Origin of the sequence: Sphingomonas sp. 179-I 2A4 NHS (assembly GCF_045369135.1) — a bacterium.
GTDB lineage: Bacteria > Pseudomonadota > Alphaproteobacteria > Sphingomonadales > Sphingomonadaceae > Sphingomonas.
Genome location: NZ_JBIQFL010000006.1, coordinates 24620 through 44453, shown reverse-complemented (window position 1 = coordinate 44453; position 19834 = coordinate 24620). Strand labels below are relative to the sequence as shown.

Below are 19834 nucleotides of genomic sequence, written 5' to 3'. Positions count from 1 at the left end.
CTCACTCTCCTGTTCAGCGAATCATTGTTACAGGAGCGATAGGCGAAACCCCGCTTTCGTTGAAAGCCTCGACGGTCGCCCAATAGGGCTGGCCGACGTTCAGCGAACGGATCTCCTTGGCGCCCGCGCCCGGCTCGTCGGCGAAAACCTGATAGGTGAAGGTCAGGCGATCCCGTTTGACGCCCCAGCGCACGTTGTAGCCGGTCGCCCCCTTGGCGGGGCGCCAGCTGATATGCGCGTTGCGCTGATCGGCATCGCGGCGCGCAGTGAGACCTGCCGGTGCGGCCGGCGGCTTCCCGTTCGCGCTGCCGAAGACGCGGATGTCGGCAATGGCGAGGTTAGCCGCACCGACATGGCCGTGCACGTAGCGGATGAACCGGGTCGTGACCGGGCGGGCGAGCTCGAAATAGGCATTCGGTCGATCGCGCCGCGGTGCTTCTGTTTCGGCGATCTTCTGCCAGTTCCGGCCGTCGGGCGATGCCTCGATGGTGAACTCGGTGTAGATATCCGGTGCGTCCCCGAACCGGCCGGACTTGTAATCCGCGAAATTCACCTGCACCGCCCGCACCGTCTTTGCGGCGCCAAGATCCAGCGTCAGCGTCTCACCCGCGCGGTTTGCCGCGGCCACCCAAAAGGTGCGCGGGTTCTCGTCTGTCACCGTCGCCGCGCCGAAGCCGGGCAGGGTCGAGGAAGCAGTGACGGGCTTGCGATACGAAAGGAGCATCCAGCCGGTGAACAGGCTGGTCGGATCATTGACCTTCGCGTTTGGCACCCAGTGCGGGAAATCGCCGAAGCGAGTGGACGACCACATTTGGCCGTCCGCTTCGAACTTGGTCGGGAAGATCGCAATGCGCCGCTCGAAGGTCCAATTGTAGCCGAGCCATGGCGTTCCCGAGTTCCACCAATTGCCATGCGCATCGTCGAAGGTGGAGCCGTGCCCGGCCCCCTCGACGAATCCACTGGGCTTGTAGGCTACCGGGTTCCAGTTTGGATAGGTGAAGGGGCCGAGCGGCTTGTCCGACACGTATGTGCCGTTGGCGTAGACATTATATTCGGTGCCCGGCGCGCCATATTGCAGGTAGTAGCGGCCGTTCACCTTCGTCATCCACGCACCCTCCATGAAGGGCTTGATCGGGGTGCCATCGGGCAGACCGCCGGAATGATCCTGGCCGAACCGCTCCCAGCCGTGGCGCGCCGGATCGAGCTTGAAGAGCTCGGTTGCCTTGCCGACGTAAGACAGGCGGTTCCTGGGATCGAGTTCGATACCGTAGAGCGGGAAGACGTTGGATGACCCCCAGTAAAGATACCAGCGGCCGTCATCGTCCTTGAACAGGCCGGGATCCCACGGACCCGGCGCGATCTGACCCGGCTTCATGTAATCCTCGACACCCGGCCGCACTGCGTTGGGCAGTTCGGGTGACCGGCGGGTGAGATAGTCGAGCTTCCCCGTCTCCGGCGTGTCGCTGACCAGGATCACCCCGCCTTCCATGCGGGAGGGCATGATGTACAGCCGCTCACCATCGGAAAGCACGGCGGGCGCGACGATAGAGCGCATCGGCCACATGCTGGGCTTGATGAAGGTCCACTTCACCAGATCGGTCGAGCGCCAGTACCCGTCGGCCAGCGTCTGGACCATGTAATAGGCGCCCTTGTGGCGCACGATCGCCGGGTCGGCACCGGTGCGATACGATATGCCTTCGCTCGTCTGCTCCCAATTGTAGCGATAATCGAGGTCGATCGGGTTGATGTACGTTCGCTTGGCGGGCTCGGCACCTGCAGTGGCGGCCGGGGCAATAGCGAACAGGGCCGCGGCGGCGGCAGCGATGCGCATGAACTAGCGAGTCCTGACGAAGATGTTGGTGGTCAGCCGGCCCCGTCGTGGATCGGGATCGAGGGGCATGGTGGCGGGAATGATCCCCGAATGGAGCAGCGCACCCTGGTAGATGACGACACGGTCGCGGTTTCCGTCCACCCGGCCGATCTCCTCGAAGGCCGCATTGCTTCCGGAGACATAGCCTTCGAAAGCGGCCGCATGACGTTGCGCATCCGCAAGGAAGGCGGCTGCATTGTCGTCAGTAACAACCTCGATCGCGGTCGATCTCTGATGGTAGAAAGCCGTGCCGCTGCCGGCGACATCGCCGAGATAGTGCATCACGGCGAGGTAGCGCGGATCGGTGGAATCGAAATGCGGCATGCGCTGGCCGGGCCGAAGCACCGCGGGCGGCGTGGTCACAATCGAGAAGCTGGCTTCCAGGAGATCGAAGCCACCGCAGTCGAACCCGCCGGCAATGAACGGCGTCAGTGCCTCGAGCAGCCCGGTGACATAGCCAAAGGCTGCTGCGTCGGCCTCCTCGATCACTCGCCGAACGCCCGGGTAGTTGGGGTTCGGCCCTCGTGGAAAGGGCGCAAGCGCGGCAGCGATCGCCACCGCCGCGTCAGGCGCGCCAGTCGCAGTGTCGACCACGACGACCGGGTGCGCGCCCGCACCGATGCGGAGCAGGTGCGGGGTCATCCTCCGTTCCTGCCCCGCCCCATGCATCAGAACCGGTACTTGACGCCGGCCTGGAAGCTGCGCGCGTTGCCCACGGTGCCATTCTCCTCCAGCGTCGGGTTCTGGCCCGAGCCGGCACCCCAGGCGGTGTAGTTGCGGTTCACCGTGTCGAACACGTTGAACGCGGCAAAGCTCACCTCGAAGTCATGACCCCACGGCAGTTCGAAGTTCTTCGCCAGGCGAAGATCGAGGTTGGCGTAAGCGAACGTCTCCTTAGGGAAGAAGCGGCCACCCAGATTGCCGTAGCAGCACGCCTCCTGCGGCTGGTTCGGCAGGCCGAAGATGATGTTGCCGAACGCCGGGCCCGAGCCGAGCGTCAGCGTGCCGGAGAACCTCACGTCCAGCGGCAGGCGAACGATGCCGGTGCCGACGAAGCGATACTTCTCCGTCCCCGGCACATATTGCCAGCCATAGGCGGTCTGGTCAGGCCCGTTGAAGAACTCGTCCGAACCAAGCTCCTGCGCCACATTGGTGCGCGGGCGCTGCAGCGTCAGCGAGGTGGTGAAGCCCCAGCCGGAGCTTTCCGAATAGGGCTTCTCGGCCGTGATATAGACGGCGTTGTACACCGACTTGCCGTTGTTCTGGCCGATGTTCAACTTGCCGTTGAAGCCCGGCAGATCGCCCTGCGTCGCCGGGCAGGCGGCGAAGTCGACGTCCGGCATCTGATCCTGGATCCAGGTGTTGCCGCCGTTGGTGCAGCCGATCACGTTGCCCGCCGCATCCCGCTGCAGCAGGCGCGTGTACCAGCCGTTCGAATAGCGGTTGCCGCGCACGAACTGGAACACGTTGTGGCCGCGGATGTGGCTGAACGAGAGCGACGTCTGCACCTGGCCAAAGCGCTTGCGGATGCCGACGTTGAACTGGTCCGAGAACGGCAGCTTCGTCTTGTTGTTGAGCAGCCAGACGTCACCGCCCTGCCCCTGCGCGATCGCAGCAGCGCGCAGGTTGTCGACATCGCGCAGCGCCGGGTTCCAGGTGGTAAAGGTCCGCGGCAGCTGGCCGTTGTTCTGCGCGCGCACGTCCGCGCAGCTGGCGATGCCGGGGCCGTCACAGAAGTTGAGCGTCGAGACCGACTGGTAAAGTGCCTTCAGCGTCTCGATGCCCGAGGTGATGAACAGCGGCCGATCGTAGTAACGGCCGGCACCAGCAAACAGGATCAGATCACGGTCACCGTTGACGTCATAGGAAACACCGACGCGCGGCTGGAACGCCTTCCAGTACGGGCGGCGGCGATCGCCGTTGTTGATATAGTCCTCAGGATTGATCCCGGCCGCCTTCCAGCCGGCATAATTGCGCAGTGCGTTGGCGATATTGTCCGGCGTGACGAAGTCTTCGTTCTTCGCGTCGGTTTCGAAATCCCAGCGGATGCCGGCATTGATCGTCCAATGCTCGTCGGGCGTCCAATCGTCCTGGATGAACACCCCGACCTGCGTATTGTTGGTGCGCGCCGGCTGCACCGGGATGGTCGAGATCGAGGCACCGTAGGGCGTCGAAGCGTCGAACGACGTGAAGGTCGGCCCGTTAAAGAAGTACGTGCCGTTGGTACGATTGTCCTCTTCGCGCGACAGCTTGTTGAACGCGAGGCGCACGCCGCCCTTGATGACGTGCGTGTCGCCAGTGACGGTGATGTTGTTCTTGATCGTCAGCGTGCGCTGGCGGTCATATTGTTCGAACGCGTTGGCACCGAGCGCCGCGATCGTATCGAAGTTGGGCGACAGCGCGGGCGGCGCGACGGGGGCGCTGAGGATGATCTCCGGCCCCTGGCTCACGCGCGGCGTGCCGTTGAACACCTTCTGATAGGCAACGGTGAATTCGTTCAGGACGTTATCGCCGCGGCGCGTCCACTCGAACTGGTAGAGATCGTTGTTGCTCTCCAGGAAGTGGCCGTGCTCGGGCACGGAAGTGCCACCGAAATCGCTGAGGTTGCTCTCGCGGCGCAGGAACGCGCTGAGGTTTACGGTATCGACGTCGGTTGCGAAGAAGGTCAGCTTGCCGAAATACAGCCGCTGGCTGAACTCCTTGGGCGCGCTGCCGTTGTAGCGGCTCGCGATGGCCTCCGGCACGCCCTGCGAGGTCTGCAGGTTGATCGTGTCGGACGCGAGCCGCTGATCGGTCGCCTCGAAGGCGGCGAAGAAGTGAAGCACGTCCTTGATGATCGGGCCGCCGAGGTCCGCGCCATATTGCCAGCGATTGTAATCGGGCTTCGGAATGGTGCCGTTCGGGTTGTTCGCCTTGCCCGGGCGATCGAAATAGGGGCGGCCGATGAATGCCTTGGGCTGCCACTCGCCGAAGGCGCCGCCGTGGAATTCGGTACCGCCGGTCTTGGTCACCGCGGTGATGATGGCGGAGCCAGCCTGTTCGTATTCCGCCTTGAAGTTCTGGGTGTCGACCTTGAACTCCTGGATGGCCGACTGCGGGAAGGGATTGCCCAGCGAGAAGTTCTGGCCCGCGACGCCGCCGTGATTGACCGGGTTCTTGAGGCTGAGGCCGTCGATGAACACGTTGATGTTGTCGGCGCTCGTTGCACCCGCCTGCACGCGGCGCGCGCCGGCGGAGGGCGACACGTTCACGCCCGGCGCCAGCGCGGCGAAGTTCAGGAAGTTGCGGTCGTTCTGCGGCAGGTTCTCGATCTGAGTCTGGCTGACGCTGGTGGAAATCGTGGCGCTGCGGACTTCCTGCTGGCGCGTGCCGGTGACGACGATGTCCGCCCCCGAGACCGCCTCGCCGGAAGGCGCGCCATTCTCCGGTTGCGCTGCCGTGAAGGCCGGCACGTCATAGGTGATGGTGAGGCCGACCGGCAGCACCACGTTCTGCGTCTGGCGGCCTTCCACTTCGACCCGGTACGTGCCCGGACGCAGCCCGCTGATGACGTAGACGCCGTTCGCCCCCGTACGGCCGGCAACACGCTGGCCGGTGTTGGTGTCAGTCACCGTCACGACCGTGCCGGCCGGCGCACCCGCGACCGTGCCGCGGATCGACGCCGCCGCCTGCGCAAGCGCCGGCGGTGCAACAAGCAATGCGGCGACAGCGATCGGCGAGATGCCGAGCGTCAGCCCCAGGCGCGAGTGCAGATGAGAACGCATTTCCGAAATCCTCCCCAACCGATCCCTGTAACCGGTTACACACCGCGCGAAACAAGAACTGCACGCGGGGCGGCTCTCAAGCGCCAGTACTTACGGGCTGTCAAGCGAGTCGCGACATTCAGTTTAGCGGTGTTGCCGGCGCGCGACAGTGCTTTGCGATGAACGCGGCATGATCTGGCATCGCCTGCGCAACATCTGCGATCACCTCCTCGATATCACGCAAGAAACCGAGTGCCTGCTCATCGGGGATGAGATCAACCATCGGATCATGCTGCGCCTGCAGCCCCTGCCCCAGCAGCACCTGAACCCAGCTTTCCTCCCGGAACAGCTCCGCCTTCTGCTGGCCAAAGAAGCGGGCGGAGGTGCGGAACAGCTCAAGCCGCGCGCTGAGCGAATCCGGGATGTCCATGTTGCGGACATAGGCCCAGAACGGTGTGTCCTCGCGCTCCGTCACCTTATAGTGCGCGATGATGAAGTCGCGCACATCCTCGAATTCGAATGAAGTCTGGCGATTATATTCGGCGACGTCGGCCGCATTGATGCCCGCACCCGGAAACAGCGCGACGAGGCGCAGAATGGCGGTCTGGATCAGGTGGATGCTGGTTGATTCCAGCGGCTCGAGAAAGCCGCTCGACAGGCCGATCGCGACGACATTGCGTTCCCACGATTTGTCGCGCCGGCCGGGCGTGAAACGCACCGGTCGCGGATCGGCGAGCGCTGGCCCGTCAAGGTTCGCGAGCAGGACGTCGGCTGCCTCATCGTCGCTGATATGCGCGCTGGAATAGACATGGCCGTTGCCGATCCGGTGCTGCAACGGGATCCGCCACTGCCAGCCTGCGGCACGTGCGGTCGAACGCGTATACGGCGTCAGCGGTGCGACGCTTTCGCACGGCACCGCGAGCGCGCGGTCGCAAGGCAGCCAGTGCGACCATTCCTCATAGCCGACGCCAAGCGTCTGCCCGAGCAGCAGCGCGCGCATGCCGGAGCAGTCGATGAAGAGCTCCCCGTCCACGCGGCGCCCGTCGCTGAGCAGCACGTGATCGACATGCCCATCCTCAGGCCGCAACTCGGCCGAGACGATCCGCCCCTCGATTCGGGTGACACCGCGCTGCTCGGCATGGGCGCGCAGGAACCGCGCGAACAGCGAGGCGTCGAAGTGATAGGCGTAATCAAGATCGGCGAGCGGCGATCCGGGGTTGCGCGGATCGGGCAGGCAGAAGCGGTTCTGGCGCGCGGCGAGGCAATTCAGCGCATAATGATCGAAATGCTTGGCCTGGCCGCGCGCAGCATATTTCAGCCAGAACTGATGCGGGTGCAGCCAGAGCAGATCCTGGCCGATCTTGCCGAAGCCATGGATGTAGCTGTGCCCCAGCGCGCGCCAGTCAACGAACTCGATGCCCAGCTTGAACGTGGCCTGTGTCGCCCGGATCATCGCCACCTGATCCAGTCCGGCCAGCGCGTGATAGTTGCGGATCGCGGGGATGGTCGCCTCGCCCACCCCGATCGTGCCGATCTCGTCCGACTCGATCAGCTTGATGTCGAATCCGCCGTCATTGAACAGTTGCGATAGCAGCGCCGCGGTCATCCACCCCGCGGTGCCACCGCCGACGATGGTGATCTTGCGGATCTTCGTCTCGGGCGCGTTCATCCCAGCCATCCTCCCGTGAACCCGGCGCGCTCCAGCCCGCGCCGGATCACCGGCGACTGGCGCATCACCTTCCACACCGTATCATGGCGATAGTTCGCCGCCATGATCACGATCGGCCCCTGATCGATGCCCAGATGGTCCCGCGCGACCCAGCCGGTCTTGGGATCGACGCTGCCCGTCTCGATCTTCGCGTCGATGTAGCGGAAGCTTGGGTTGAACGAATCGGCAAAGCCATATTCGCGGTAGAGCCCCGGCACCTTCAGCAGCGCGCGAGCGGCGGGCACCACGATCTCGGGCGCAAACGGCAGGCTGCCAAGCGCGGCGGTTGGCGCCATCGTGCCGTCGTCCCGCTCGTCCGGCTGCCCCAGCGGCCCACGCGCGGCATAGCCGTAGAACGTCGCGGTTCGCCCCTTGAACGGCAGCTCGAAATTGCCGGGGCCGTCGCATGCCGTGAGCCCCCACAGGTCGCTCGAGTAGCCGTCCCATTGCTGCGGGTTGGTGATGCAATAGGCGCGGTTGGCATAGGTCGCGCGGCGGCTGTTCTCGAAGTAATCGAACCCCGCCTCGCGCATCGCTGCGTCGCGGATGCCGCGAAAGTCGATCCACATCTGGCTGTACTGGTGGCCGAACAGCGGCGCGAAGGCGAGGTGCCGCGTCTCGCCCTCGCCCCGCCAGCAACTGGGATAGGGCGCGCACCACGCTTCCCACGCGCCGTCCTTCACCGGGTGCCGGCCGGAACCGAGCGCCAGGATGACGGTCATCATCCCCTCATTGTACCCCTGCCACACCGCATCGAGGAAACCGCGTCCCGGATGCCAGCCCATCGACACGACGGGGCGGCCGTTCTGGAACCATGCCCAGTCCGCACGATCGACGATATTGGTGGCGAGCCGCCGGATTTCCGCCTCCGCGGGATCATTCCCGGTCCACCAGCCGGCAGCGAAGAGCATGCCGAGGAACAATAGCGTGGAGTCCACGCTCGACAGCTCATTATCGCGGTACCGGAGCCCGGTTTCCATATCGAGGAAGTGGTAGAAGAAGCCCCGATGGCCCGCGGTGTCGGTCGGGGCATCACCTTGGGGCGCCTTGTCGAAGAAGCGCAGCGCAGCAAGCGTCAGGTCCCGCGCCTCTGGCCGCGAGATCCAGCCGCGCTCGACACCGATCGGCCAGACGGTGAGCGCGGAGCCGACCGCTGCGATGCTGGAGAAGCTGGGCGTCGGCCAGCGATCAGGCACGAGGCCGTTGGCGGGGTTCACCGTCTTGCGGAACCAGTTGAAGGTGCGCCGCTCGATATCTTCGTAAAAGGCCGGCAGCGTTGGCCGGGAAGCGGCGCGCGCCTGGGCCGCAGGGGCAGCAGCCATGGTCGCCGCGCCAGCCGCCGCGCCTTGCGCCAGGAAAGTTCGACGTCCGATCTTCATGGATTGTTCCGTATATCTTGAGGTGCCGCCGTGGTGGCGCGGACGACCAGTTCGGGCTGAATCAATTCGGTGGAGGGGTCTGACGGACGCCCGTCGAGTGCGTCGATCAGCCGCGCCGCTGCGCGGGCACCGATCTCCGCCATGTGAACGCGGATCGTGGTGAGTGAGAGGTAGCGGGCGAGCGGTACGTCATCGAAGCCGGCGACCGCCACTGCTTGCGGCACCACGACGCCGGCAGCCCGCAGCGCCTGCAGTGCGCCGAGCGCCATCATGTCGTTGCCGGCGAAGATCGCGTCGAAAGTGGCGCCTTCCTCGATCAGCCCGGCGATGGCCCGCTCACCCGACGCTTCGGTAAAGTCACCGGTCTCCACGCGCACCGTCACGTCGCCCGATACCGCCGCAAGGAACCCCTCCCGCCGCTCGTGCGCGTCGGTATTGCCCTCCGGCCCAGCGATATGGACGATGTTGCGCCGGCCAAGCGCCACCAGATGATTCGCCATCGCCTGCGCGCCGGTGCGATTATCGATGCGCAGCGAATGACGACCAGAGCCGCCAGCGCTGTTGATCATTACCGTCGGCAGGCTCTGCGGCAGCATCGCGGCGAGCGCGGCGTCATCGATGTGCGGCGCCATCACGACAAGGCCGTCGACCCGCCCGCGCATCGCGCGCAGGGCCTGGCCGGCATGCCCCGCATCGTCGTGCATGTTCGACAAGAGCAGGTGATAGCCATGGGCGCTGGCCTCACGATCCAGGCCGCGCACGACTTCGGAGAAGAACTCGCCGTGCAGATCGGGAAGCACGACGCCGATTGCGTGGGTGCGCGCCAGGCTGAGGCTGCGGGCGCCGGCGTGCGGCACGTAACCAAGGTCCTGAGCCGCGGAGAGAACGCGTGCGCGGGTATCGGGATGAACGTTGGCCAGCCCATTCAGCGCGCGAGACACCGACGCAACCGACACGGCCGCACGGCGCGCGACATCGCGGATCGTTGCTTCCCCCATCGCTCTCCCCCCTTCTTTATCGATTGCAATTCACTCGCCCCGCCGTCTACGTAACCGGTTACAGGGGCGTCAACGGCAATTCCGCGACGCAAGTTATTGAGAACGTTATCATGGTCGCGGACGCCTGGTTCGACGGCTGAAGAAGGAGGGTTATGTCTGATCTTCGCATCTCGCGGCGTGCCGCACTGGCTGGCGCAAGCGCGATCATGGCCTGGGCGGCAAGCCCGGCGCGAGCACTGCTGCAGGCAGCCGAGCTGGACGTGCCGGCATCGGTCGATGCGCTGATTGCGAAGATGACGCTGGAGGAAAAGGCGGGCCAGCTCAATCTGATGGCCGCTGCGTGGAGTGGCGGTGTCGCGACCACCCTGAATCCCCCGTCCTCCGGCCCCAGCTTCGATGGCCAATTGGCAGACGCGGTCGCCGGCAAGCTGACGGGCGTGTTCAACGGCAATGGCGCCGCCATGGCGCGCCGGATGCAAAGCGCCGTGATGCGCGAATCGCGCCTCAAGATCCCGCTGATCTTCGCGGCCGACGTGATTCACGGCCATCGCACGATCTTCCCTGTGCCGGTGGGCGAAGCGGCGAGCTTTGAGCCTGACCTGGCCGAGCGGACGGCGCGCGTCGCCGCATCCGAAGCTGCGGGCGCCGGCATCGACTGGACGTTCTTCCCGATGGTGGACGTCGCTCGCGACCAGCGCTGGGGCCGGACGATGGAGGGCGCTGGCGAGGACGTGCGCCTGGGTGAACTCTTCGCCGCCGCGCGCGTCCGCGGCTTCCAGGGGCGGGACCTGAAGGCGAACAACGCGATGATGGCCTGCGTCAAGCATTTCGCTGCTTATGGCGCGGCGGAAGGCGGCCTCGACTACAACACGGTCGACGTTTCAGAGCGCACGCTGCGCGAGGTATATCTGCCGCCGTACAAGGCCGGGTTCGATGCTGGCGCGCTTTCCGCGATGGCATCGTTCAACGAGATTTCGGGGGTGCCGGCGCACGGCAATCCGTGGCTGCTCGACACGCTGCTGCGCGGCGAGTGGGGCTTCAAGGGCTTCGTCGTGGGCGACTACACCGGCGATGAGGAAATGATCGCGCACGGCTTTGCCAAGGATTCGCGTGACGCGACGCGTATCGCCTTCCTCGCCGGCGTCGACATGTCGATGCAGAGCAACAATTACTTCCTGCATCTCCCCGCGCTCGTTCGTGATGGCGACGTGCCGGAGGAGCGGCTCGACCGTTCCGTCCGCCGCGTGCTCGCCGTGAAGCACGCGCTCGGCCTGTTCGATGACCCGTTCCGCCGCATCGATCCGAAGCGCGAAAAGGCGCGCACCCGCACCAAAGCGAATCTCGCCGTTTCGCGAGAAGCTGCGCGCAAGTCGATCGTGCTGTTGAAGAACGACGGCGATCTGCTGCCCCTGCCCCGCACCGGCCGCAAGATCGCGATCATCGGCCCGTTCGCGGAAGGCAAGCATGACCTGAACGGTCCGTGGGTGGTCTATGGCGACAATGCCCAGGCAGTCGACCTCGCCGAGGGTGTGCGCGCGGCCGCTGGTACGAGCAACGTGACGGTAACGCTCGGCTCCAAGGTGGAAGAGCCGCTGCCCGGCGGGATCGAGGCCGCCGTCGCCGCCGCGAATGCCGCTGACGTCGTGCTGCTCGCGATCGGCGAATCCGAGAACATGTCGGGCGAGGCACAGTCACGCACCGAGATCGTCGTGCCGGCACCGCAACAGGCGCTGGCCGAGGCCGTGGCGAAGACCGGCAAGCCGATGGTCGTGGTGCTGAAAAACGGCCGTGGGCTTGCACTGGAGGGTGCCGTCAAGGACGCGCCGGCGATCCTCGTCACCTGGTTCCTCGGTTCGGAATCGGGCAACGGCATCGCCGACGTCCTGTTCGGGGCATACAGCCCGTCGGGCCGCCTGCCGGTCAGCTTCCCGCATGATTCGGGGCAGTCGCCTTATTACTACGACCACAAGGCGACCGGGCGGCCGGCGCCGAATCTGACCGAGCCGTATCGCGCGCGGTATCGCACGACCACCAACACCGCGCTTTACCCCTTCGGCCACGGCCTCACCTATGGCGTGATCGAGTATCGCGGGCTCGAGCTGCCGCAGTCGATGGGCTGGGACGGCACGCTCACCGTCTCCGCCACCGTTGCCAACACGGGCAAGCGTGCGGCGGAAGAGGTGGTGCAGCTCTACATCCGCGACCGGGTGGGCAGCGTCACGCGACCGGTGCGTGAGCTGAAGGCGTTCCGCAAGATCGCACTGGCACCGGGTGCGAGTAAAAAGGTTACGTTCACGCTGCGCCGCGCGGACCTCGAGTTTATCGGGCTGGACCTGAAGCCGACCGTGGAGCCGGGCACCTTTGATCTGTGGATCGCACCTTCCGCCCAGGCCGACGGGGTCCATGGCACGTTCGATCTGGTGAAGGCCTGATCTGATCCCCTGACCTGAACATCGTCACCCCGGGCGCGTTCCCGGGGTGACAAGAAGCTAATTCGCCAGCTCGCGTACGATCCGGTCATGCGCCCCACGCGACAGCGGGTTCAGCCACATCAGCCACGCCGACAGGCAGAAGAAGGCGAGCGGGATCAGCGCGATCGACAGGCGCATGCCCGCCAGCGTGGCTTCGCTCTGCGCCACATTGGGGATGTAGCCCGCCCCCTCGAAGCTCCAGCCCAGGATCGCGGTCGCCATGCCGATCGCGATCCGCTGGAGCAGCGCAGCGACGCCAAACACCGTCCCCTCGACGCGGACGCCAGTGACGCGCTGGCCATATTCCACCGTGTCCGGCAGCAGCGCCCAAAAAGCGAAATGCAGTCCGACGATCGACGCCTGCAGCGCCACGAGCAACGCCTGCGTCAGCCCGGCGCGCGCCACGTCAGTCGCGGCGAAAAGCGCCAACAGCACCGCGCACAGGCCGGTGGCGACAAACCATAAGGCGCGCGAGCCCGTGTGCCGGGCGACGAGCATCCACACCGGCACCGCCGCCCCGCTCACCGTCATCATCGCGGCTAGCGTCAATTGCCCGGCGGCTTCGTCCCCGCCGACATATTTGAAGTAATACAGCACCGATTTGTTGAGGATCGTCGCGGCGACGATCATCGCCATCATCGCCGCGCTTAGCGTGACGAAGGCGCGGTTGCGCACGAGGCTGGCGACACAGGCGGAAACCGAAAGCCGCTCCACCGGCGCGGGCGGCGCCGCGTCGCGGAAGGTGGCGCCCACCGCGATCAGGATCACGGTGGCGATGAACGCGAACAGCAGCGCCGCGTCGAGGAACGCGCGCGGCCCCTCAGCGCCGTTCAGCCAGCCACCGATCGGCACCGTGCCCATTGCGACCACCACTGCCGCCGCCGTGCCCGCCAGCATTCGCAAACCGGCGACGAGCGAGCGGTCCGCGCTGTCGGCGCTCACCCGCGCTGACATGGCAAGATAGGGCACGTTGACCAGCGCGTAAGCGGTACGGAACAGGATGTGGCCGACGAGTATGAAGGCGAACCCGGTAACGCCCGCCACCGGCGGCGGCATGTACGCGATGGCAAACGCCAGCCCCAGCGGCACGGCCCCGATCGTCAGCGCCAGTCGAAAGCGCCGCGCGGAGCCGCGCCGGTCGGCCGCGATCCCGACCAGGAAGCTCACCACCCCGTCCCACACCGACGCCGCCAGATAGACGGTCGCGGCCAGCCCGATGTCGAGCTGAAGCGCGTCGGTATAATAGAACAGCAGGTAGAGCATGACGCTCTGCCAGTAGAGATTGAACGCGAAGTCCCCGCCGGCGAAGGCGGCGAGGCGGAGGAAAGAAGGGCGAGGCGCGCTCATCGCTGATCGCGACCGGATGCGCTCGGTGCCTGATCAGGCGCCGAGCCAGTCCTTGCGCGCAATGCCCTGCGCCCAGAGCAATGCGGTGAGATCATTATGATCGATCCGCGCCGCTGCGGCCTGCGCCACGATCGGCTTCGCGCGATATGCCACGCCAAGGCCGGCGATGTTGATCATGGCGAGGTCGTTCGCCCCGTCGCCCACCGCCAGTGTCGCATCGTCCGCCAACAGCAGTTCGGCGCGCGCTTCGCGCAAGGTGCGCTCCTTGGTCGAGGAATCGACGATCGGCTTGCCAACGGTGCCGGTCAGCCGGCCGTCGGCGAGTTCCAGCCGGTTGGCGATGGCGCGGTGGAAGCCGATCTCCTGGGCCACCGGCTCGGCAAAGGCCGTGAACCCGCCCGACACCAGGATCGCGGTGGCGCCGCGACCGCGCATGGTGCGCACCAGCGTCACCGCGCCCGGCATCAGCCGCACCCGCTCGTTCCGGCATCGATCGATCGCTCCGGCATCGAGATCCTTCAGCAGCGCCACGCGCGCGTCCAGAGCGGCCGCGAAATCCAGCTCGCCGCGCATCGCCGCTTCGGTGATCGCTGCGATCTGCGGCTTGATCCCGGCATAGTCCGCCAGTTCGTCGATACACTCGACGGTGATCATGGTGGAGTCCATGTCGGCCACCAGCAGGCGCTTCTCGCGCCCCGCCATCGGCTGCACCACGACATCGACGCCGTCGTAGGTGCATTCCAGCGTCTGCCGCGCGACATCCGGGGCGAAGCCGAACACGATGTCGGCCGCGTCCCCCTCGTCGAGCCAGCCCGTCGTGGTGGGCGCACACCCAGTTGCGGCGAGCCGATCGCGCGCGTCCGACAAGGTCTGGGGCGACAAGCGCCCGGCTGCTATCAGCGTTGCGGTGAACAAGACTGGTCCCTTTCCGAAGCTGGCGCTCATCGCAGGGCCGACCGCCAGCGGCAAGTCGTCGCTGGCGCTCGAACTGGCGGAGCGGACGAATGGCGTGATCGTCAACGCCGACGCGAGCCAGGTCTACCGTGATCTTCGGGTGATCAGCGCGCGGCCGAGCGCGGCGGACGAGGCCCGCGCCGAACACCGGCTCTACGGCTATGTCGATGGCGCGGTCGCCTGTTCCGCCGCCAGCTGGGCAGCCGATGCGCGCGCCGCAATCTGCGCCATCATCACGGAAGGCCGACTGCCGATCCTCACCGGCGGCACGGGGCTCTACATCCGTACCCTCATCGAAGGGATCGCGCCTGTGCCCCCGATCGATCCCGCGATCCGGGAAGACGTGCGCGCCATGCCGGTTGCCGAGGCGCATGCCGCGCTGGCGCTCGCCGATCCGCCCGCGGCACAGCGATTGGCGCCGGCCGACACCAGCCGCGTCGCGCGCGCGCTTGAGGTGATCCGGTCGACCGGGCGCCCGCTCAGCGCATGGCAGGATGCGCGCGCCGGCGGGATCGGCGACCAGGTCGACCTGTCACCGCTCATCGTGCTGCCGGAGCGCGAGACGCTGAACGAGCGGGTCGATGCGCGGCTTGCGGAGATGTTCGATGGCGGCGCGGTCGAGGAAGTCGAGGCGCTGCTCGCGCGCGGTGACGTGCCGGCCGACGCGCCGATCCGGCGCGCGATCGGGGTGCCGGAGATCGCCGCCATGCTCGAGGGGGCGATCGATCGCGCCACCGCGTTGGAGCAGGCGCGCGCCGCCACGCGGCGCTACGCCAAGCGCCAATATACCTGGTTTCGGCACCAGCCGCCGCGTGGTTGGCCACGTATTACAGAGTTGCCGATGCAAAGATTGGAATATTATTTCAAACTTTGGCGTTGACACGTAATTTTTGGTGCCGTAGCCGGCCCTGCCGCGGACGGCTAAACACCGTCCTGTAACGACAGAAGGGAATTGGACGTGACTGAGAAGAGCGGAGCAGACATCCTGGTCGAGGCGCTGTGCGATCTCGGCGTGGACGTCATCTTCGGCTATCCTGGCGGTGCCGTCCTTCCGATTTACGACGCCCTCTTCCGTTCGAAGCGTATTCGCCACATCCTGGTACGGCACGAGCAGGCAGCGACCCATGCGGCGGAAGGCTATGCCCGCTCCACCGGCAAGCCGGGCGTGGTGCTCGTCACCTCCGGCCCCGGGGCGACGAACGCCGTCACGGGCATCACCGATGCGCTGCTCGATTCGATCCCGATGGTCGTCATCACCGGTCAGGTGCCGACGACGCTGATCGGCTCTGACGCTTTCCAAGAGGCCGATACCGTCGGCATCACGCGCCACTGTACGAAGCACAATTATCTGGTGAAGGATCCCGCGCGCCTAGGCGACGTGATCCATGAGGCGTTCCATATCGCCACCTCTGGCCGCCCGGGCCCGGTCGTCGTCGATATCCCGAAGGACGTCCAGGTCGCGACCGCGCGCTACACCAGGCCCGGTCCGATCCAGCACAAGACGTACCGTCCGGCGGTGAAGGCAGAGCGCAGCGAGATCGAGCAGGTCGTCGACATGCTCGCCGCGGCCGAGCGCCCGATCCTCTATACCGGCGGCGGCGTCATCAACTCCGGGCCCGGCGCGTCGCAGCTGCTCAAGGAGCTCGCGCGGATCACCGGCGCGCCCGTCACCTCGACGCTGATGGGCCTCGGCGCCTACCCCGCCACCTCGCCGCAGTTCCTGGGCATGCTGGGCATGCACGGCACCTATGAGGCGAACATGGCGATGAACCAGGCGGACCTGATCGTCGCGATCGGGGCGCGGTTTGACGACCGCGTCACCGGGCGTCTCGATGCCTTCTCGCCCAACAGCCGCAAGGTGCACATCGACGTCGACCGGTCGAGCATCAACAAGACGGTACGGATCGATCTCGGCATCGTCGCGGATGCTGGCCACGCGATGGAGGACATGGTCCGCATCTGGAAGGCGCGGCAGCACCCGAAGCCCGACACGGGCGAATGGTGGCGCCGCATCGAGGGCTGGCGCGCGGTTCAGTGCCTCAACTTCCCGAAGGACGATGAGGTCATCATGCCGCAGCGCGCGATCCGCGCATTGTGGGAGGCAACCCATGCGCGCGATCCGATCGTCACCACCGAGGTCGGCCAGCATCAGATGTGGGCTGCGCAGCATTTCGGGTTCGAAAAGCCGAACAAGTGGCTGACGTCCGGCGGCCTCGGCACGATGGGCTATGGCCTGCCGGCCGCGATCGGTGCGCAGCTCGGCAATCCCAACGCGCTCGTCATTGACATCGCCGGCGAGGCCTCGATCCAGATGAACATCCAGGAACTGGCGACAGCGACGCAATACCGTTTGCCGGTGAAGATCTTCATCCTCAACAACGAATATATGGGGATGGTCCGCCAGTGGCAGGAACTCACCTATGAGAGCCGCTACGCCGAAAGCTATTCGGATTCGCTGCCCGATTTCGTGAAGCTTGCCGAGGCTTATGGCTGGAAGGGGATCCGCATCGAGCATCCAGACCAACTCGATCGGGGCATTGCAGACATGCTCGCACATGACGGCCCGGTGATGGTGGATTGCATGGTGGCGAAGCTCGCCAACTGCTTCCCCATGATCCCGAGCGGCGCCGCCCATACGGACATGATCCTGCAGGCGAACGAAGTGTCGGGCACCATGGACGACGAGGCCAAGGCGCTGGTCTGAGCCACAGGAAGGTCCTCCCCGCGGGCACCTTCACCACCCGAAGACATCCCTCCCCCGCCCCCTCCCATCGGGCTCCCATCAAAGTAGTGCTTTGATGGGACCCAAGCGGGAGGGGAGAAGGAAGAAGCAGTGCACATCAAATCCGAAACTGCGGAGCGCCATACGCTCGCCGTCATCGTCGACAACGAACCGGGCATCCTGGCGCGGATCGCCGGCCTCTTCACCGCACGCGGCTATAATATCGAAAGCCTGACGGTGAGCGAGATCACCGCCGACAAGGCGGTCAGTCGCATCACCATCGTCACCTCGGCCAGCAAGCCGATGCTGGAGCAGATCGTGGCGCAGCTCGACCGGCTGGTGCCGGTCCACAAGGTGCGCGATCTCACCGCCGAGGGCGCGCATGTCGAACGCGAGCTGGCGCTGGTGAAGGTACGCGGCGTGGGCGACCACCGGATCGAGGCGCTTCGCCTCGCCGACGTCTATCGCGCGCGCGTGGTCGATGCGACCACCTCCAGCTTCGTGTTCGAAGTGACCGGCGGGATCGAGAAGATCGACAAGTTCGTCGAGCTGATGAGCGAGGTCGGCCTGATCGAGGTCGCCCGCACCGGCATCGTCGCGATCGGCCGCGGCAACGAGGCCGCCTGACTTTTCACCAACCAACCGTTTCGCCCGGCCGCCCGCCGGGCCCCGGACCTGACGCCGGGACGCACGAGCAAAGGAGTATCTATAAATGCGTGTCTATTACGATCGCGACGCTGACCTGAACCTGATCTCTTCCAAGAAGATCGCCATCGTCGGCTATGGCTCGCAGGGCCATGCCCATGCGCAGAACCTGCGCGACAGCGGGGTCAAGGACGTGGCGATCGCGCTCCGTGAAGGCTCCGCGACCGCGAAGAAGGTCGAGGCCGCCGGTTTCAAGGTGCTGTCGAACAAGGAAGCCGCCGGCTGGGCCGACATCCTCATGATCCTGGCGCCGGACGAGCATCAGGCGGCGATCTGGGAGAATGACCTGAAGGGCAATATGAAGCCCGGCAGCGCGCTCGCCTTCGCGCACGGCCTCAACATCCACTTCGGCCTGATCGAGGCACCCGCCGACATCGACGTCATCATGATCGCGCCCAAGGGCCCGGGCCACACGGTGCGCAGCGAATACGTCAAGGGCGGCGGCGTCCCCTGCCTCATCGCGATCCATCAGGACGCGAGCGGCAACGCGCACGACATCGCGCTCGCTTATGCCAGCGGCGTCGGCGGCGGCCGCTCGGGCATCATCGAGACGAACTTCAAGGAAGAGTGCGAGACCGACCTGTTCGGCGAGCAGGCCGTGCTGTGCGGCGGCATCACCCACCTGATCCAGGCCGGGTTCGAAACGCTGGTCGAGGCCGGCTACGCCCCCGAAATGGCCTATTTCGAGTGCCTCCACGAGACCAAGCTGATCGTCGACCTGCTGTACGAGGGCGGCATCGCCAACATGCGCTATTCGATCAGCAACACGGCCGAATATGGCGACATCACCACCGGCCCGCGGATCATCACGGACGAGACGAAGAAGGAAATGAAGCGCGTCCTCGCCGACATCCAGTCGGGCCGCTTCGTGAAGAACTTCGTGCTCGACAACCGCGCCGGCCAGCCGGAACTGAAGGCGGCGCGCAAGGCGGCCGCCGCGCATCCGATCGAACAGGTCGGCAGCAACCTGCGCGCGATGATGCCTTGGATCGGCGCGAACAAGCTGGTCGACAAGGAAAAGAACTAATCCTTTCGGCGCCCGGGAGGCTCGGTCGCTTCCCGGGCGCGTTGCATTACCTTCGGCAATTGTCGGCGCGCCACTGAACGGCTAGGCGCGCCTTCGATGCGGCCGGCGTCTCACACTCATGCGACGTATTTGGCCCGCCCGTCCTGGCGCAGCCGGCTCGCGTCCTCGGCCATCGCGCTCGGCCTCGCCGCATTGCTCATCCTCGTCCTGCTGCGGATGGGCGCGATGAGCTTCCCCCCGCCAGGCGGCGGGCGCGCGCTATCCACCTTTGATGTCGCCCCGCCCGGGCCAAAGGCCCCTCCCGCCCAGCGCCAAGAAGCGCGGGCTGCAACCACGCCGCGCCGCTCGGAACCGCAGCGCACCGCGCCGCCTCCCCCGCCCCTGCCGCCACCCCCGATCGAACTGCCCGGCGTGATCAACCTCTCCCGCGCAGACTTCGCCGCGTCCAATATCGGCCGCTTCCCCAAGGCAAGTGCGGAGCCGGGCGCTGGGACGGAGACCGCGCGCGCCGAACCAGGGGGCGGCGGAGGCGGTGGCGGCGGGCCGAACGGCGAGACGCTCTACAACGCGGAATGGGTGCGCGAACCGACCCGCGCGGAGCTCGTCACCTATCTGCCGCAGCGCGCGCAGACCGGCTGGGGCATGATTGCCTGCCGCACAATTGAGCGCAATCACGTGGAGGATTGCCGCGAGATCGGCGAGAGCCCCGGTTCCGGCATCGCGCGCGGCTTGCGCCAGGCCTCGTGGCAGTTCCTGGTCCGCCCGCCGCGCGTCAACGGCCGCCCGATGATCGGCGCCTGGGTGCGCATCAAGTTCGATCTTGTGGTCGGCGTCACAGAATAGATGAAATCGATCGTTTCGGACGCGGACCTTTCTGCGTTCGAAGCGTTGTGGTTGATTGTCGCGTAAC

At 66.0% G+C, this 19834-nt stretch carries 14 protein-coding genes; 6 read left to right on the top strand and 8 right to left on the bottom strand.

Annotated elements, in window-relative coordinates; translation table 11 throughout:
* Nucleotides 1-13 precede the first annotated feature (13 nt).
* The 6 genes from ACH0CP_RS11885 to ACH0CP_RS11860 all read right to left on the bottom strand — a co-directional run bounded on the left by ACH0CP_RS11885 (nucleotide 14) and on the right by ACH0CP_RS11860 (nucleotide 9698).
* Nucleotides 14-1831 (bottom strand): family 43 glycosylhydrolase, encoded by a 1818-nt coding sequence (locus ACH0CP_RS11885; RefSeq protein ID WP_406889123.1) that lies wholly within the window; start codon nucleotides 1829-1831, stop codon nucleotides 14-16.
* Between the two features lie 3 nt (nucleotides 1832-1834).
* Nucleotides 1835-2512: a DUF6445 family protein gene (locus ACH0CP_RS11880; protein ID WP_406889121.1), complete on the bottom strand. Its 678-nt coding sequence runs from the start codon at nucleotides 2510-2512 to the stop codon at nucleotides 1835-1837.
* Between the two features lie 26 nt (nucleotides 2513-2538).
* The gene (locus ACH0CP_RS11875) at nucleotides 2539-5634 is read right to left on the bottom strand and encodes a TonB-dependent receptor domain-containing protein (RefSeq protein WP_406889119.1); all 3096 of its coding nucleotides are present in this window, start codon (nucleotides 5632-5634) and stop codon (nucleotides 2539-2541) included.
* Between the two features lie 118 nt (nucleotides 5635-5752).
* The gene (locus ACH0CP_RS11870) at nucleotides 5753-7282 is read right to left on the bottom strand and encodes a tryptophan halogenase family protein (protein ID WP_406889116.1); all 1530 of its coding nucleotides are present in this window, start codon (nucleotides 7280-7282) and stop codon (nucleotides 5753-5755) included.
* A complete protein-coding gene (locus ACH0CP_RS11865) occupies nucleotides 7279-8700 on the bottom strand; it encodes a glucoamylase family protein (protein WP_406889114.1) in 1422 nt (473 codons plus the stop codon). The genes ACH0CP_RS11870 and ACH0CP_RS11865 overlap by 4 nt, the downstream gene beginning before the upstream one ends.
* Nucleotides 8697-9698, bottom strand: coding sequence for a LacI family DNA-binding transcriptional regulator (locus ACH0CP_RS11860; protein ID WP_406889111.1), 1002 nt, complete (start codon nucleotides 9696-9698; stop codon nucleotides 8697-8699). Before ACH0CP_RS11860 ends, ACH0CP_RS11865 begins: the two co-directional genes overlap by 4 nt.
* A gap of 152 nt (nucleotides 9699-9850) precedes the next feature.
* Between ACH0CP_RS11860 and ACH0CP_RS11855 the strand changes: the two genes are divergently transcribed.
* Nucleotides 9851-12130, top strand: coding sequence for a glycoside hydrolase family 3 N-terminal domain-containing protein (locus ACH0CP_RS11855; protein ID WP_406889108.1), 2280 nt, complete (start codon nucleotides 9851-9853; stop codon nucleotides 12128-12130).
* 57 nt (nucleotides 12131-12187) lie between these two features.
* Here ACH0CP_RS11855 and ACH0CP_RS11850 read toward each other — a convergent pair whose 3' ends face one another.
* Together ACH0CP_RS11850 and serB are read right to left on the bottom strand one after the other, a co-directional pair.
* Complete coding sequence (locus tag ACH0CP_RS11850) at nucleotides 12188-13516, bottom strand: MFS transporter (protein ID WP_406889106.1); 1329 nt, start codon at nucleotides 13514-13516, stop codon at nucleotides 12188-12190.
* Between the two features lie 33 nt (nucleotides 13517-13549).
* Nucleotides 13550-14431, bottom strand: coding sequence for a phosphoserine phosphatase SerB (serB, locus tag ACH0CP_RS11845; protein WP_406889104.1), 882 nt, complete (start codon nucleotides 14429-14431; stop codon nucleotides 13550-13552).
* Here serB and miaA point away from each other — a divergent pair.
* From miaA to ACH0CP_RS11820, 5 genes are all read left to right on the top strand, one after another.
* Nucleotides 14424-15350 (top strand): tRNA (adenosine(37)-N6)-dimethylallyltransferase MiaA, encoded by a 927-nt coding sequence (gene miaA / locus ACH0CP_RS11840; RefSeq protein WP_294441616.1) that lies wholly within the window; start codon nucleotides 14424-14426, stop codon nucleotides 15348-15350. The genes serB and miaA overlap by 8 nt on opposite strands.
* A 78-nt stretch (nucleotides 15351-15428) precedes the next feature.
* The gene (locus ACH0CP_RS11835) at nucleotides 15429-17174 is read left to right on the top strand and encodes an acetolactate synthase 3 large subunit (RefSeq protein WP_406889101.1); all 1746 of its coding nucleotides are present in this window, start codon (nucleotides 15429-15431) and stop codon (nucleotides 17172-17174) included.
* 129 nt (nucleotides 17175-17303) lie between these two features.
* Nucleotides 17304-17819: an acetolactate synthase small subunit gene (ilvN, locus tag ACH0CP_RS11830; protein WP_046410393.1), complete on the top strand. Its 516-nt coding sequence runs from the start codon at nucleotides 17304-17306 to the stop codon at nucleotides 17817-17819.
* Between the two features lie 85 nt (nucleotides 17820-17904).
* A complete protein-coding gene (ilvC, locus tag ACH0CP_RS11825; RefSeq protein WP_406889100.1) occupies nucleotides 17905-18924 on the top strand; it encodes a ketol-acid reductoisomerase in 1020 nt (339 codons plus the stop codon).
* Between the two features lie 129 nt (nucleotides 18925-19053).
* A complete protein-coding gene (locus ACH0CP_RS11820; protein WP_406889098.1) occupies nucleotides 19054-19767 on the top strand; it encodes a hypothetical protein in 714 nt (237 codons plus the stop codon).
* The last annotated feature ends 67 nt before the right edge of the window (nucleotides 19768-19834 follow it).

What these genes read in the sequence shown, in the direction of transcription:
- ACH0CP_RS11855 (WP_406889108.1), top strand. Translation starts at nt 9,851, where the DNA reads ATGTCTGATCTTCGCATCTCGCGGCGTGCCGCACTGGCTGGCGCAAGC.
- ACH0CP_RS11865 (WP_406889114.1), bottom strand. Translation starts at nt 8,700, where the DNA reads ATGAAGATCGGACGTCGAACTTTCCTGGCGCAAGGCGCGGCGGCTGGC.
- ACH0CP_RS11875 (WP_406889119.1), bottom strand. Translation starts at nt 5,634, where the DNA reads ATGCGTTCTCATCTGCACTCGCGCCTGGGGCTGACGCTCGGCATCTCG.
- ilvC (WP_406889100.1), top strand. Translation starts at nt 17,905, where the DNA reads ATGCGTGTCTATTACGATCGCGACGCTGACCTGAACCTGATCTCTTCC.
- ACH0CP_RS11885 (WP_406889123.1), bottom strand. Translation starts at nt 1,831, where the DNA reads ATGCGCATCGCTGCCGCCGCCGCGGCCCTGTTCGCTATTGCCCCGGCC.
- ACH0CP_RS11870 (WP_406889116.1), bottom strand. Translation starts at nt 7,282, where the DNA reads ATGAACGCGCCCGAGACGAAGATCCGCAAGATCACCATCGTCGGCGGT.
- ACH0CP_RS11880 (WP_406889121.1), bottom strand. Translation starts at nt 2,512, where the DNA reads ATGACCCCGCACCTGCTCCGCATCGGTGCGGGCGCGCACCCGGTCGTC.
- ACH0CP_RS11850 (WP_406889106.1), bottom strand. Translation starts at nt 13,516, where the DNA reads ATGAGCGCGCCTCGCCCTTCTTTCCTCCGCCTCGCCGCCTTCGCCGGC.
- ACH0CP_RS11860 (WP_406889111.1), bottom strand. Translation starts at nt 9,698, where the DNA reads ATGGGGGAAGCAACGATCCGCGATGTCGCGCGCCGTGCGGCCGTGTCG.